Source organism: Pseudomonas sp. BP01, from assembly GCF_022760795.1.
Taxonomy (GTDB): domain Bacteria; phylum Pseudomonadota; class Gammaproteobacteria; order Pseudomonadales; family Pseudomonadaceae; genus Aquipseudomonas; species Aquipseudomonas putida_Q.
Genome location: NZ_JAFBKA010000045.1, coordinates 1 through 14,053, shown reverse-complemented (window position 1 = coordinate 14,053; position 14,053 = coordinate 1). Strand labels below are relative to the sequence as shown.

General features: G+C 63.0%; 11 protein-coding genes. 6 read left to right on the top strand and 5 right to left on the bottom strand.

Annotated features, from left to right (window positions below; genetic code table 11):
• Positions 1-75: 75 nt before the first annotated feature.
• Entirely contained in the window at positions 76-2,001 is a 1,926-nt protein-coding gene (gene dnaK, locus JOY50_RS26745) for a molecular chaperone DnaK (RefSeq protein ID WP_132844365.1), read from the bottom strand.
• A gap of 101 nt (positions 2,002-2,102) precedes the next feature.
• Positions 2,103-2,660 carry a nucleotide exchange factor GrpE gene (gene grpE / locus JOY50_RS26740; RefSeq protein WP_019470443.1) on the bottom strand — a complete coding sequence of 186 codons (558 nt, stop codon included), beginning with the start codon at positions 2,658-2,660 and terminating at the stop codon, positions 2,103-2,105.
• Between the two features lie 193 nt (positions 2,661-2,853).
• On the opposite strand from grpE, the gene recN reads away from it, so the two are divergent.
• Positions 2,854-4,527 carry a DNA repair protein RecN gene (gene recN / locus JOY50_RS26735; protein WP_132844362.1) on the top strand — a complete coding sequence of 558 codons (1,674 nt, stop codon included), beginning with the start codon at positions 2,854-2,856 and terminating at the stop codon, positions 4,525-4,527.
• A gap of 196 nt (positions 4,528-4,723) precedes the next feature.
• On the opposite strand, the gene fur is transcribed toward recN, so the two are convergent.
• Positions 4,724-5,128 (bottom strand): ferric iron uptake transcriptional regulator, encoded by a 405-nt coding sequence (gene fur / locus JOY50_RS26730; RefSeq protein WP_019470441.1) that lies wholly within the window; start codon positions 5,126-5,128, stop codon positions 4,724-4,726.
• A 97-nt stretch (positions 5,129-5,225) separates the two neighbouring features.
• On the opposite strand from fur, the gene JOY50_RS26725 reads away from it, so the two are divergent.
• Complete coding sequence (locus tag JOY50_RS26725) at positions 5,226-5,762, top strand: outer membrane protein assembly factor BamE (protein ID WP_026034351.1); 537 nt, start codon at positions 5,226-5,228, stop codon at positions 5,760-5,762.
• 64 nt (positions 5,763-5,826) lie between these two features.
• Here JOY50_RS26725 and JOY50_RS26720 read toward each other — a convergent pair whose 3' ends face one another.
• Complete coding sequence (locus JOY50_RS26720) at positions 5,827-6,261, bottom strand: type II toxin-antitoxin system RatA family toxin (protein WP_019470439.1); 435 nt, start codon at positions 6,259-6,261, stop codon at positions 5,827-5,829.
• Between the two features lie 163 nt (positions 6,262-6,424).
• Here JOY50_RS26720 and smpB point away from each other — a divergent pair, with 163 nt between their 5' ends.
• Positions 6,425-6,907 carry an SsrA-binding protein SmpB gene (gene smpB, locus JOY50_RS26715; RefSeq protein WP_016501655.1) on the top strand — a complete coding sequence of 161 codons (483 nt, stop codon included), beginning with the start codon at positions 6,425-6,427 and terminating at the stop codon, positions 6,905-6,907.
• Positions 6,908-7,031: 124 nt separating this feature from the next.
• Here the strand turns inward: smpB and JOY50_RS26710 are convergent, their stop codons facing one another.
• Positions 7,032-7,799 carry an FCD domain-containing protein gene (locus tag JOY50_RS26710; RefSeq protein ID WP_016501656.1) on the bottom strand — a complete coding sequence of 256 codons (768 nt, stop codon included), beginning with the start codon at positions 7,797-7,799 and terminating at the stop codon, positions 7,032-7,034.
• Between the two features lie 254 nt (positions 7,800-8,053).
• Between JOY50_RS26710 and JOY50_RS26705 the strand changes: the two genes are divergently transcribed.
• The 3 genes from JOY50_RS26705 to JOY50_RS26695 all read left to right on the top strand — a co-directional run bounded on the left by JOY50_RS26705 (position 8,054) and on the right by JOY50_RS26695 (position 13,819).
• Positions 8,054-9,724: a lactate permease LctP family transporter gene (locus JOY50_RS26705; protein WP_019470437.1), complete on the top strand. Its 1,671-nt coding sequence runs from the start codon at positions 8,054-8,056 to the stop codon at positions 9,722-9,724.
• A 63-nt stretch (positions 9,725-9,787) separates the two neighbouring features.
• Complete coding sequence (gene lldD, locus JOY50_RS26700) at positions 9,788-10,933, top strand: FMN-dependent L-lactate dehydrogenase LldD (protein ID WP_019470436.1); 1,146 nt, start codon at positions 9,788-9,790, stop codon at positions 10,931-10,933.
• 75 nt (positions 10,934-11,008) lie between these two features.
• The gene (locus JOY50_RS26695; protein WP_132844359.1) at positions 11,009-13,819 is read left to right on the top strand and encodes an FAD-binding and (Fe-S)-binding domain-containing protein; all 2,811 of its coding nucleotides are present in this window, start codon (positions 11,009-11,011) and stop codon (positions 13,817-13,819) included.
• Positions 13,820-14,053 lie beyond the last annotated feature (234 nt).

The window sequence follows — 14,053 nt, the reverse complement described above, 5'->3', positions numbered from 1 at the left end:
GAGCAAGCCCCCGCGCGGCGACATCCTACCAGTTCACCGCCAAACGGCGGTGAACTGGCCGACAACATGCAACGATTACTTCTTGTCGTCGCCTTTTACTTCTTCGAACTCGGCGTCAACCACGTCATCGTGCTTGGCTTCCGGCTCGGCCTGCTGCGCGCCACCCTGAGGCTGTTCGGCCGACTGCTCGGCGTACATCTTCTGGGCAACCGGGGCAGAGACCTTGGACAGCTCTTCGACCTTGGCATCGATGGCAGCCTTGTCGTCGCCTTTGACGGCGGCTTCCAGGGCAACCACGGCCGCTTCGATGGCAGTCTTCTCTTCAGCAGTGGCCTTGTCACCCGCGTCAGCGACCATCTTGCGGGTCGAGTGCACCAGCGCGTCACCCTGGTTACGGGCAGCGGCCAGCTCTTCGAACTTGCGGTCTTCCTCGGCGTTGGCCTCAGCGTCACGCACCATGCGCTCGATTTCGTCATCCGACAGGCCGGAGTTGGCCTTGATCACGATCGACTGCGACTTGCCGGTAGCCTTGTCTTTGGCGCTGACGTGCAGGATGCCGTTGGCGTCGATGTCGAAGGTAACTTCGATCTGCGGCACGCCACGTGGAGCCGGTGGAATGTCGGCCAGGTCGAACTTGCCCAGCGATTTGTTCTGCGCGGCCTGCTTACGCTCACCTTGCAGCACGTGAATGGTCACGGCGCCCTGGTTGTCGTCGGCAGTCGAGAACACCTGCGACTTCTTGGTCGGAATGGTGGTGTTCTTCTCGATCAGCGCGGTCATCACGCCACCCATGGTTTCGATACCCAGGGTCAGCGGGCTGACGTCCAGCAGCAGCACGTCTTTCACGTCACCGGCCAGAACAGCACCCTGGATGGCAGCGCCCATGGCGACGGCTTCGTCCGGGTTGACGTCCTTGCGGGCTTCTTTACCGAAGAAGTCAGCAACGGTTTTCTGCACCAATGGCATACGGGTCTGGCCACCGACCAGGATCACGTCGTCGATCTTGCTGGCGTCGATGCCGGCATCTTTCAGGGCGATGCGGCAAGGCTCGATGGTGCGCTGCACCAGCCCTTCAACCAGCGACTCCAGCTTGGCGCGGGAGATTTTAACGTTCAGGTGCTTAGGACCGGTGGCATCTGCAGTGATGTACGGCAGGTTGACGTCGGTCGACTGAGCAGACGACAGCTCGATCTTGGCCTTCTCGGCAGCTTCCTTCAGGCGCTGCATGGCCAGCGGGTCGCCCTTCAGGTTCATGCCGGACTCTTTCTTGAACTCTTCGACCAGGTAGTCGATCAGCAGCATGTCGAAGTCTTCGCCACCCAGGAAGGTGTCGCCGTTGGTAGCCAGTACTTCGAACTGGTGCTCACCGTCGACCTCGGCGATTTCGATGACCGAAACGTCGAAGGTACCGCCACCCAGGTCATAAACGATGACAGTGTGGTCGCCCTTGGCCTTGTCCATGCCGTAGGCCAGCGCAGCAGCGGTCGGTTCGTTGATGATGCGTTTTACGTCCAGGCCAGCGATGCGGCCGGCGTCTTTGGTCGCCTGACGCTGGCTGTCGTTGAAGTAGGCCGGAACGGTGATGACCGCTTCGGTAACCGGCTCGCCGAGGTAGTCTTCGGCGGTTTTCTTCATCTTTTTCAGCACTTCGGCGCTGATTTGCGGCGGTGCCATTTTCTGGCCGTTCACTTCGACCCAGGCGTCACCGTTGTCAGCCTTGGCGATTTTGTACGGAACCAGCTCGATGTCTTTCTGCACGACCTGCTCTTCGAAGCGGCGGCCGATCAGGCGCTTTACCGCGAACAGGGTGTTGTGCGGGTTGGTCACAGCCTGGCGCTTGGCCGACTGACCTACCAGGATTTCGCCATCGTTGGCGTAGGCCACGATCGAAGGGGTGGTACGCGCACCTTCGGCGTTTTCGATGACTTTGACGTTACCGTTTTCCAGGATGGAGACGCACGAGTTGGTGGTCCCCAGGTCGATACCGATGATTTTGCCCATGTTAACTCTCCCGAAACTTGAATTTGGTAGCAGCGACTACTTTGGCCAACTGCGGTAATACTTGAAGGCTTGACACCTAGATGGGGTTGCCCAGACGGATTTCAAGCCTTTTCATTGATCGAGGGTTGCGCCGCGCTCGGCGCCTTGCTGACCACCACCATGGCGGGGCGCAGCAGGCGGCCGTTCAGCAGGTAACCCTTCTGGAACACATTCAGCACGCTGTTTGGCTCGACTTCGCCGTTTTCCTGCATGGCCATGGCCTGGTGGTGCTCAGGGTTGAACGGCTGGCCGTGCGGGTCGACAGCTTCAAGGTTGTAGCGCTTGAGGGTGTCCTGGAACATTTTCAGGGTCAGCTCGACACCTTCGCGGATCTGCTTGACGTGCTCATCGTCGGCACTGGAGTGGGTCAGCGCCAGCTCCAGGCTGTCGATCACCGGCAGCAGGTCGCTGGAGAACTTTTCCAGAGCGAACTTGTGGGCTTTCTCCACATCCTGCTCGGCACGACGGCGCACGTTCTGCACGTCGGCAACGGCGCGCAGCGCCTGGTCCTTGGCTGCGGCCAGCTGTTCCTCGAGCTCCAGAACACGGGTGTCAGCTGCAGTGCCTGCACCGGTTTCTTCCACGTTAAGGTCTTTCTCGTTCAGCTGTTCATCAGCCATGGGGTCTCTCCTGCGCAATTTTGTGGACTGCGAGCCAGGCTCGCCTGTGATGTCGGCTATATGGGGCCGGAAAAACCAGCTTCAAGGGGCAAGGTGGTTTTCCAGGCTGCAACAGAATCTGCCAAGGGGCATTGGCAGGCCTGAAAAAAGTACTGTATAAATAACCAGACCTGACTTTCGGGAGCCGCCCCTCATGCTGGTGCACCTGTCCATTCACAACTACGCCATCGTCGAGCACCTCGACCTCGAAATTGCCCGCGGCATGTCCGTCATCACGGGCGAGACCGGTGCCGGCAAATCGATCATGCTCGACGCCCTGGGCCTGGCCCTGGGCGACCGGGCTGACAGTGGCGTGGTGCGCCCTGGCACCGACAAGGCAGACATCCTCGCCACCTTCGACCTGGTAGACATCCCCGAGGCCCACGCCTGGCTGGCCGAACGCGACCTGGACAACGACGGGCTGTGCATCCTGCGTCGGGTCATCACCGCCGAAGGCCGCAGCCGCGGCTACATCAATGGCACGCCGTGCCCGCTGGGCGACCTCAAGGCGCTGGGCGAGCTGCTGATCGATATCCACAGCCAGCACGAGCACCAGTCGCTGCTCAAGACTGACACCCACCGCCGCCTGCTCGACGAGTACGCCGGCGCCGTCGACCTGGCCCGCCAGGTGCATCTGGCCGCCAAGCGCTGGAACCAGACCCGCCTGGAGCTGGAGCGGCTGTCCAATTCAGGTGACGAGCAGCGCGCCCGCCATCAGTTGCTCAGCTACCAGCTGGAAGAGCTGGACAACCTCGGCCTGGGCGAGCACGAGCTGGAGCAACTGGAGCAGGAGCACAAGAACCTGACCAGCGCCGAAGCGCTGTTCGGCATTTGTCGCCAGGTGATCGACCAGTGCAGTGAAAGCGATTCGGGCAACGTGCTTAGCGCCCTCACCACCAGCCTCAACCGGCTGGGCGCTGCCACCCATTCGCCCAAGGCCTTGGGCGAAGCCGCCAACCTTATTGCCAGCGCGCAGATCCAGGTAGAAGAAGCCGTGGGCGAGCTCAACCGCTTCCTCGACAACTTCGACGCCGACCCCATGCGCCTGCAGGCTTTGGAAGAACGCCTCGACACCATCTATACACTGGCGCGCAAACACCGCGTGCACCCCACTGAACTGCCTCACCTGCAGCAACAGCTGATGGAAGAAATCGAAGGCCTGAACGCCAGTGACGAGTCGATCGAACGGCTGGGCGAAGAGCTGGCGGCTTTCGCACACCACTATAAAGAGCGCGCCCGCGAGCTCAGCGCCCTGCGCCAGCAAGCCGCGCAGCAACTGGCGGGCGCCGTCGAGCAGGAAATCCAGCGCCTGGGCATGCCCGGCGGGCGTTTCCGCATCGAGCTGACGCCCACCGAGGGGGCAGACCTGTCACCGCATGGCCTGGAGCAGATCGAACTGCTGGTCAGCGCCAACCCCGGCCAACCGCTGAAGGGCTTGGCAAAGGTGGCTTCGGGTGGCGAACTGTCACGTATCAGCCTGGCGATCCAGGTGATTACCGCCCAGACATCGCGCATTCCTACCCTGGTGTTCGACGAAGTCGACGTGGGTATCGGCGGCCCTACTGCCGAAATTGTCGGCCAGTTGTTGCGCCGCTTGGGCGAGCGCGGCCAGGTGCTGACCGTGACTCACTTGCCACAGGTTGCGGCGCAAGGGCATCACCACTTGTTTGTGCACAAGGTGCGTAACAGCGACACCACCCACACCGCCGTGGCCAGCCTGGGCAAGCGCGAGCGGGTCGAGGAAGTGGCACGGATGCTGGGCGGCATTGACCTGACCAAGGAATCCCTGGCGCATGCGCGCAAGATGGTGGTTTCTGGCAAGGCTTGATGCTACCTGCACTGGCCCTATCGCCGGCAAGCCAGCTCCCACAGGGTGACCACAGGACCTGAAATACGTGGTGTACCTGTGGGAGCTGGCTTGCCGGCGATAGGGCCAGTGCAGGCAACCCAATTAATCTGCCCGAAGCAGAAAGCACAAAGGCGACCCGAAGGTCGCCTTTGTCATTCATAACGATAAAAAATCGTTACTTCTTCTTACGCACATACAGGACCAGATTGTGGTCCACCAGCTCGAAGCCATGCTCGGCTACGATTTCGCGCTGGCGCTTCTCGATTTCGGCATCCATGAATTCGATGACTTCACTGGTCTCCACGTTCACCATATGGTCATGGTGACCGCCATCGGCCAGCTCGAACACTGCGTGACCGCCGTCGAAGTTGTGGCGAACCACCAGACCCGCTGCTTCGAACTGGGTCAGCACGCGATAGACGGTGGCCAGGCCTACGTCCTCGCCTGCTTCCATCAGTGCCTTGTAAACATCCTCGGCACTCATGTGACGCTGCTCGGTGGAATCGAGCATCTGAAGGATCTTGACTCGAGGCAGGGTCACCTTGAGACCGGCTTTGCGCAATTCGCTATTTTCAACCATGGTCAGCTTTCTCGCCGATGCTGCTTCGCAGCTTCTCTTAATACGGGTATGATCGGGGTTTACGTTGTCCAGCCAAGATAGTGGAAGTCGCCCACCGATGCAAAACACCAAGCTCTTGCTAACCAGCCTCACCCTAGTGGGACTGCTCGCACTCGCCGGTTGCTCGTTTCCCGGGGTTTACAAAATCGACATCCAGCAGGGCAATGTCGTCACGCAGGACATGATAGACCAATTACGCCCGGGAATGACCCGACGGCAAGTAAGGTTTATCATGGGCAACCCGCTGATTCAGGACACCTTCAACACCAATCGTTGGGATTACCTGTACAGCCTGCAGCCTGGCGGCGGTAAACGCCAGCAAGAGCGCATGAGCATCTTCTTCAACGAAAGCGACCAACTGGTCAGCTTGTCTGGCGACTTCATGCCAGGCGTCAGCCGCGACCAGGAAATCCTCGGTGGCAGCGGCGACACCTCGGTCAGCCCAGCCAGCGAGCCAGGCCAGACAGAGCAACCAGCGGCCCAGCCAGAAGAAAAACCGGCCAAGCCAGGCTCGGTGGAAGAATCCATCCAGCGCGAAATCGACACCATCGAGGCCACCCCGGTCCCGACCCCCGCACCGCTGGAAACCCGCTAAACCGGAACAGCAGATGCAAAAAAAGCCCGGACCTGGTCCGGGCTTTTTGTTTGCGGGCTATGCGTCAGGCATTCAATTGCTTTGCACGTTGGCAGAACGCATCGACCAGGGTGTTGGCCGCCTGATTGAACAGCGGGCCCAACGTGGCGCGCACAATCGGCCCGGCATAATCGAAGGACAGGTCCAGGCTGATCTTGCAGGCCTTTTCACCCAGCGGCTTGAACACCCACACGCCATGCAGCTGCGTGAACGGCCCTTCCTCCAGGTTCATCTCGATAGACTGGCCCGGCACCAGCACGTTACGCGTGACGAAGTACTGGCTCATGCCGCCTTTGGCCACCTCCAGCTTGGCATGCATGTGCGTATCGCTGGCGTCGATCACCGTCGAGGCCGAGCACCACGGCAGAAACTCTGGGTAGCTGGCCACATCGTTGACCAGATCGTAGAGCGCCTGGGCGGGGTATGGCAGCAGGGCGGAGCGTTGAATATGGGTAGTCATCCAGGCGTCACTTCCAAGGCTGGGTGGCGACGCTTCGCAGCGTGCCGAAAACAGGTTCTGTGCGTATGACAGGGTTGGTATTGTCCGGTATTCATTCCGGTGGCTCAAGCACACCGAAATCCCATAGCGGACGACGCGCGGACTTGCCTATAATGCCGCCCCTATGGCTAAGCAAAAAAAACATCCGACCGGGACCATCGCGCAAAATAAAAAAGCGCGACACGATTACTTCATCGAACACAAGTTCGAGGCCGGGCTGGTCCTGTCCGGCTGGGAAGTAAAAAGCCTGCGAGCTGGCAAGGCGCACCTCGTTGACAGTTACGTGCTGCTCAAGGACGGTGAGGCCTGGCTGTTCGGCAGCCACATCACCCCGCTGACCACCGCCAGCACCCACGTCATCGCAGACCCTATCCGCACCCGCAAGCTGCTGCTGAACAAGCGCGAGCTCGAGCGGCTGGAAGCGGCTGTGGCGCAAAAGGGCTACACCTGCGTGGCGTTGTCGCTGTACTGGAGCAAGCACCTGATCAAGTGCGAAATTGCACTGGGCAAGGGCAAGAAGGAATACGACAAGCGCGACACCGTGCGCGAACGCGATTCCAACCGCGAGCTGCAGCGGGTTGTGCGGAACAAGGGCAAGGAAGACTAATCGGTCTTAAGCCTGTTCCGGCCTCTTCGCGGGCACGCCCGCTCCCACAGGGACCGGCGCCAGGTTCAACCCCGGCGCCTACCTTGTGGGAGCGGGCGTGCCCGCGAAGAATCCAGCACCGATCTCAGCGCCCGCTGCGCCGCTCTGCCCGCGCCACCCGCTGCGCCTCTTCGTGCGCCTCTTGCAGCACTTCCTGCACATACAGAATGTGCCGGCTGGACACCTCCCGCGCATCCTCCGCCCTGCCCTCGACAATCGCCAGGTACAGCTCCCGGTGCTGACTGATCAGCATGTCCCGGGTTTCGGTCCGTTGCTGGTACATGCCACCAATGTTGGTCACCACGTTGCGCTTGAGCAGGTCGAACAAACCACGAATGGTGTGCAGCAGCACCGCGTTATGGCTGGCCTCGGCAATCGCCAGGTGAAAGCGCGCATCGGCCACACCCTCCTCTGCCCGAGTGACTTCATCGACCCGGGTGTAGCAGTCCTGCAACGCATCGAAGGCCGCCTTCAAACGTGCCCGGTCCGGCTCGGTGGCACGCTGGGCAGCGTAATAGGCACACGACGCCTCCAGGGTATGGCGAAATTCAAGCAGGTCGCGCTGCGCCTCGGCACTGTGCTCGAGCAACTGCAGCAGCGGGTCGCTAAACGTAGAACCCAGTGACTCGGCCACAAAATTGCCCCCGCCCTGGCGGCTGACCAGCAGCCCCTTGGCCACCAGTTTCTGGATCGCCTCACGCAGTGACGGGCGGGACACGCCGAACTGCTCGGCAAGGGCGCGCTCGGCCGGCAGCCGCTGCCCAGAGGTCAGCGTGCCTTCCAGAATCATCCCTTCCAACCGATCGACAATGTCGTCGGACAGGCGCCGTTGGCGGACCTGATCAAAAACCATCACATGTTCTCCACAAACCCCCGGCAAATTTCAGGGGCGCCTATTCTCGCCGATCCAGGCCGCGCAAACACCCATCAAGCCGCGATTTTGCCAGCGCATCAGGCGCCCGCTCATCGGCACGCGACCAAAGTTTTGCACAGGACAAATTGACACACCCACGACAGCGCTTTTAACCTAGCGACCAGCCATTGTAAATTGGTCTTACCAATTATCCAATGCCAGTGCTGACCAACAACAATTAGGGGCCACCCCATATGCAAACCTGGCAACAACTCTATAGCCCGCTTGGTAGTCTTGGCCTGTCCGCACTGGCGGCAGTCATCCCTATCGTGTTCTTCTTCCTTGCCCTCGCCGTGTTCCGCCTGAAAGGCCACGTAGCGGGCAGCATCACCCTCGCGCTGTCGATTTTGGTGGCGATCTTTGCCTTCCAGATGCCTGTCGACATGGCCCTCGCTGCCGCAGGTTATGGCTTCCTCTACGGCCTCTGGCCGATTGCCTGGATCATCGTGGCCGCGGTGTTCCTGTACAAACTCACGGTCAAGAGTGGCCAGTTCGAAGTGATCCGCAGCTCGGTGCTGTCGATTACCGACGACCAGCGCCTGCAAGTGCTGCTGATCGGCTTCTGCTTCGGTGCCTTCCTCGAAGGCGCGGCGGGCTTCGGCGCCCCCGTGGCAATCACTGCCGCGCTGCTGGTGGGCCTGGGCTTCAACCCGCTGTACGCCGCCGGCCTGTGCCTGATCGCCAACACCGCACCCGTGGCCTTCGGCGCCCTGGGCATCCCGATCATCGTGGCCGGCCAGGTCACCGGCATCGACGCCTTCCACATCGGCGCCATGACCGGCCGCCAGCTGCCGCTGCTGTCGCTGTTCGTACCGTTCTGGCTGGTGTTCATGATGGACGGCCTGCGTGGCGTGAAAGAAACCTGGCCTGCCGCCCTGGTCGCCGGCCTGAGCTTCGCCGTCACCCAGTACTTCACGTCGAACTTCATCGGCCCTGAGCTGCCCGACATCACCTCGGCGCTGGCCAGCCTGATCTGCCTTACCCTGTTCCTGAAAGTCTGGCAGCCAAAGCGTTCGTTCAGCGAAGCCAAAGGCAGCGTCGGCGCAGCCGTTGTGCAGCCAAGTGGCAGCCAGCCTAGCCCTTACAGCTTTGGCGAAATCTTCAAGGCCTGGTCGCCGTTCCTGATCCTGACCGTACTGGTCACCATCTGGACCCTGAAGCCGTTCAAGGCAGCGTTCGCCCCGGGCGGTGCGATGTACAACTTCGTGTTCAACTTCGCCATCCCGCACCTCGACCAGCTGGTGATCAAGACCGCACCGATCGTTGCCGCGCCAACCGCCATGCCAGCGGTGTTCAAGCTCGACCCAATCTCTGCCACCGGCACCGCGATCTTCCTCTCGGCGCTGATCTCCATGGCGGTGCTGAAGATCAACTTCAAAACTGGTCTGACCACTTTTAAAGAGACCTTCTGGGAGCTGCGCTGGCCCATCCTGTCCATCGGCATGGTGCTGGCCTTCGCCTTCGTCACCAACTACTCGGGCATGTCCTCGACCATGGCCCTGGTACTGGCCGGCACCGGCGCCGCGTTCCCGTTCTTCTCGCCGTTCCTTGGCTGGCTGGGCGTGTTCCTGACCGGCTCGGACACCTCGTCCAACGCCCTGTTCAGCTCGCTGCAGGCCACCACCGCACACCAGATCGGCGTCAGCGACACCCTGCTGGTAGCGGCCAACACCAGCGGCGGCGTGACCGGCAAGATGATCTCGCCGCAGTCCATTGCCGTGGCCTGCGCCGCCACCGGCCTGGTGGGCAAGGAATCCGACCTGTTCCGCTTCACCGTCAAGCACAGCCTGTTCTTTGCCACCATCGTGGGCCTGATCACCTTGGTGCAGGCTTACTGGCTGACCGGCATGCTGGTTCATCACTAAAGTGAAAGGGGCCGGGCGCCATCGCGCGCCCGGCACTCCCCACAAGCAACGCTGCGAGAATCCATGATCATTTCTGCCTCTACCGACTATCGCGCCGCGGCCCAACGCAAGCTGCCTCCCTTCCTGTTCCACTACGCCGATGGCGGCGCCTACGCCGAGCACACCTTGCGCCACAACGTGTCGGACCTGGCCGGCATTGCCCTGCGCCAGCGCGTGCTGAACAACATGTCCGAGCTCAGCCTGGAAACCAAGCTGTTCGACGAAACCCTGAGCATGCCGGTAGCCCTGGCCCCGGTCGGCCTCACCGGCATGTACGCCCGCCGTGGCGAAGTGCAGGCGGCGCGTGCAGCGGCGGCCCACGGCATCCCGTTCACCATGTCTACCGTGTCGGTGTGCCCGATCGAAGAAGTGGCCCCGGCCATCGACCGGCCGATGTGGTTCCAGCTGTACGTGCTGAAGGACCGCGGCTTCATGCGCAACGCCCTGGAGCGGGCCAAGGCCGCCGGGGTCAAGACCCTGGTGTTCACAGTCGACATGCCCGTACCCGGCGCCCGCTACCGCGATGCCCACTCGGGCATGAGCGGCCGCAACGGCCCGCTGCGCCGCGTGCTGCAAGCCATGACCCACCCCGAGTGGGCGTGGGATGTGGGGGTGATGGGCCGCCCGCACGACCTGGGCAACATCTCCAAGTACCGCGGCAACCCCACCGGCCTGGCCGACTACATCGGCTGGCTGGGCAACAACTTCGACCCGTCCATCTCCTGGAAAGACCTGGAGTGGATCCGCGAGTACTGGGACGGCCCGATGATCATCAAGGGCATTCTGGATGCCGATGACGCCCGCGATGCGGTCAAGTTCGGCGCCGACGGCATCGTGGTATCCAACCACGGCGGCCGCCAGCTCGATGGCGTGCTGTCCAGCGCCCGCGCCCTGCCGGCCATTGCCGACGCCGTCAAAGGCGACCTGAAGATTCTGGCCGACTCCGGCATCCGCAGTGGCCTCGACGTGGTGCGCATGATCGCCCTGGGCGCCGACACCGTACTGATCGGCCGCGCCTTCCTCTACGCCCTTGCCGTGCACGGCCAGGCCGGGGTGAAAAACCTGCTTGAGCTGTTCGAGAAGGAAATGCGCGTGGCCATGGTGCTGACCGGCGCCAAGTCGATCAGCGAGATCACCCGCGACTCGCTGGTACGCGAACTGGGCGCCTGACCGCCTGCAAGAAACACCGCCTGATTGACCCGGGGCATGTGGTGCACAGACGCCACAGCCCCGCGAGGAGACTGCATGAGCTTGCCCGCCGCGTTCCTGCGTGATGCCGAGCGCCTGATACCCGCCGAACGCCGCTTCGACGACCCCACGTCCACCCTGGCCTTTGGCACCGACGCCAGCTTCTACCGGCTGATCCCCAAGCTGGTGGTGCGCGTCGAGTCCGAGGACGAAGTGGTCGGCCTGATCAAACTGGCCCAGCGCGAGCGGGTGCCGGTCACCTTCCGCGCCGCCGGCACCAGCCTGTCTGGCCAGGCCATCACCGACTCGGTGCTGATCGTGCTCGGCGATAACTGGAACGGCCGCGAAATCCGTGGCCAGGGCGAGCAGATCCGCCTGCAGCCAGGCGTGATCGGCGCCCAGGCCAACGCCTGGCTGGCCCCCTTCGGGCGCAAGATCGGCCCCGACCCGGCCTCGATCAACGCCTGCAAAATTGGTGGCATCGTTGCCAACAACGCCAGCGGCATGTGCTGCGGCACCGCGCAGAACACCTACCACACCCTGGCCGGCCTGCGCCTGGTGCTGGCCGACGGCACCCGCCTGGACAGCGAAGACCCGGCCAGCGTCGCCGCCTTTGCCAGCAGCCACGCCGAGCTGCTGGCATCGCTGGCCCGCCTGGCCCGCGAGACCCGCGCCAACACCGCGCTGGCCGAGCGCATCCGGCACAAATACCGGCTGAAGAACACCACCGGCCTGTCGCTGAACGCCCTGGTGGACTACGACCAGCCGCTGGACATCCTGCAGCACCTGCTGGTCGGTTCCGAAGGCACGCTGGGCTTCATCAGCGCCGTCACCTACAACACCGTACCCGACCACCCGCACAAGGCCAGCGCCCTGCTGGTGTTCCCCAGCGTCGAAAGCTGCTGCCGCGCGGTGCCCGTGCTCAAGCAGCAGCCGGTTTCTGCCGTGGAACTGCTCGACCGCCGCAGCCTGCGCTCGGTGCAGAACATGCCCGGCATGCCGCTGTGGGTAAAAGGCCTGTCAGACAACGCCTGCGCCCTGCTGATCGAGTCCCGCGCCGCCAGCCAGAGCCTGCTGCACGAACAACTGCACCAGGTGATGGCCTCGATCGCCGACTTCCCGCTGGAACAGCAGGTGGACTTCAGCGAAGACCCAGCCGTGTACAACCAGCTGTGGAAAATCCGCAAGGACACCTTCCCCGCCGTCGGCGCCGTGCGCCAGACCGGCACCACGGTGATCATCGAGGACGTGACCTTCCCCGTCGAGCAACTGGCAGAAGGCGTCAACCGCCTGATCCTGCTGTTCGACAAGCACCGCTACGACGAAGCGATCATTTTCGGCCATGCGCTGGAAGGCAACCTGCACTTCGTCTTCACCCAAGGCTTCAACAGCGCCGCGGAAGTCGCCCGTTACCAGGCGTTCATGGACGACGTGGCGCAACTGGTGGCCGTGGAATTTGGCGGTTCGCTAAAAGCCGAGCACGGCACCGGGCGCAACATGGCCCCGTTCGTGGAGCTGGAATGGGGCCATGACGCCTACCAGCTGATGTGGAAGCTCAAGCGCCTGCTCGACCCCAACGGCATCCTCAACCCCGACGTGGTGCTAAGCGAAGACCCCGACATCCACCTGAAAAACCTCAAGCCGCTGCCAGCCGCCGACGAAATCGTCGACAAGTGCATCGAGTGCGGCTTCTGCGAACCGGTGTGCCCGTCCAAGGGGCTTACCCTCAGCCCACGCCAGCGCATTGTCATGTGGCGTGACATCCAGGCCAAGCAACGCGCCGGCATCGACACCCGCGAACTGATGCAGACCTACCAGTACCAAGGCATCGACACCTGCGCCGCCACCGGCCTGTGCGCCCAGCGCTGCCCGGTCGGCATCAACACCGGCGAGCTGGTGAAAAAGCTGCGCAGCCAGGCCGCCGAGCACAACAAGACCGCCGACTGGCTGGCCGACCACTTCCACACCGCACTGGGTGGCGCCCGCCTTACCCTCACAGCCGCCAACACTGCACGCAAGCTGCTCGGCGCCCCGCGCCTGGGCCGCCTGAGCGCCTCGCTGAGCAAAGCCAGCAAAGGCCGCCTGCCCCAGTGGACCCCGGCCATGCCACAACCCCTGCGCCCGATCAGCTTCGGCCCGGCCAGCCACGACGCCCGCCCCCGCGTGGTGTACCTGGCCGCCTGCGTGTCACGGGTGATGGGCCCGGCCTATGCCGACCGCGAGCAAAGCTCGCTGCTGGACAAAACCCGCGCCCTGCTGGAAAAGGCCGGCTACCAGGTGGTGTTCCCCGACAACGCCGACAGCCTGTGCTGCGGCCAGCCCTTCGCCTCCAAGGGTTACCCCGAACAGGCCGAGCACAAGCGCCAGGAGCTGATCGCTGCCCTGCTGCACGCCAGCCGCGGCGGCCTTGACCCGATCTACTGCGACACCAGCCCCTGCACCCTGCGCCTGGTGCAAGACCTGGGCGAAACCCGGCTGGACCTGTACGACCCGGTGCGCTTCATCCGCACCCACCTGCTCGACCGCCTGGAGTTCACCCCCCAGGACGAGCCGGTGGCCGTGCACGTGACCTGCAGCACCCAGCACCTGGGCGAAAGCCAGGCCTTGATTGACCTGGCGCGGCGTTGCAGCAAACAGGTGGTAATCCCCGAAGGCATCCATTGCTGCGGGTTTGCCGGTGACAAAGGCTTCACCACCCCCGAGCTCAACGCCCACTCGCTGCGCAGCCTGAAGGATGCCGTGCAGTATTGCAGCGAAGGCATCTCCACCAGCCGCACCTGCGAAATAGGCCTGTCGAGCCACAGCGGCATCGACTACCACGGCTTGGTCTACCTGGTAGACCGCGTCACCCGCCCACGCAGCATCTAAAGGCAGACACCCTCACCTTGTAGGAGCGGCCTTGTGTCGCGATCGGGCCGCAAAGCGGCCCCAGGTTCTCAGCAGCGATGCATAGATCCCCGGGGCTGCTCTGCAGCCCTTTCGCGACACAAGGCCGCCCCCACAGGTACAGCGCACCCCCGAGCCAAGCACGATCCCCGTAGGAGCGGCTTCAGCCGCGAACACCGGCAAAGCCGGTGCCATCCCCCCCAATACCGCCCCTGT

What these genes read in the sequence shown, in the direction of transcription:
- fur (WP_019470441.1), bottom strand. Translation starts at nt 5,128, where the DNA reads ATGGTTGAAAATAGCGAATTGCGCAAAGCCGGTCTCAAGGTGACCCTG.
- grpE (WP_019470443.1), bottom strand. Translation starts at nt 2,660, where the DNA reads ATGGCTGATGAACAGCTGAACGAGAAAGACCTTAACGTGGAAGAAACC.
- JOY50_RS26705 (WP_019470437.1), top strand. Translation starts at nt 8,054, where the DNA reads ATGCAAACCTGGCAACAACTCTATAGCCCGCTTGGTAGTCTTGGCCTG.
- JOY50_RS26725 (WP_026034351.1), top strand. Translation starts at nt 5,226, where the DNA reads ATGCAAAACACCAAGCTCTTGCTAACCAGCCTCACCCTAGTGGGACTG.
- lldD (WP_019470436.1), top strand. Translation starts at nt 9,788, where the DNA reads ATGATCATTTCTGCCTCTACCGACTATCGCGCCGCGGCCCAACGCAAG.
- smpB (WP_016501655.1), top strand. Translation starts at nt 6,425, where the DNA reads ATGGCTAAGCAAAAAAAACATCCGACCGGGACCATCGCGCAAAATAAA.
- JOY50_RS26695 (WP_132844359.1), top strand. Translation starts at nt 11,009, where the DNA reads ATGAGCTTGCCCGCCGCGTTCCTGCGTGATGCCGAGCGCCTGATACCC.
- dnaK (WP_132844365.1), bottom strand. Translation starts at nt 2,001, where the DNA reads ATGGGCAAAATCATCGGTATCGACCTGGGGACCACCAACTCGTGCGTC.
- JOY50_RS26710 (WP_016501656.1), bottom strand. Translation starts at nt 7,799, where the DNA reads ATGGTTTTTGATCAGGTCCGCCAACGGCGCCTGTCCGACGACATTGTC.
- JOY50_RS26720 (WP_019470439.1), bottom strand. Translation starts at nt 6,261, where the DNA reads ATGACTACCCATATTCAACGCTCCGCCCTGCTGCCATACCCCGCCCAG.
- recN (WP_132844362.1), top strand. Translation starts at nt 2,854, where the DNA reads ATGCTGGTGCACCTGTCCATTCACAACTACGCCATCGTCGAGCACCTC.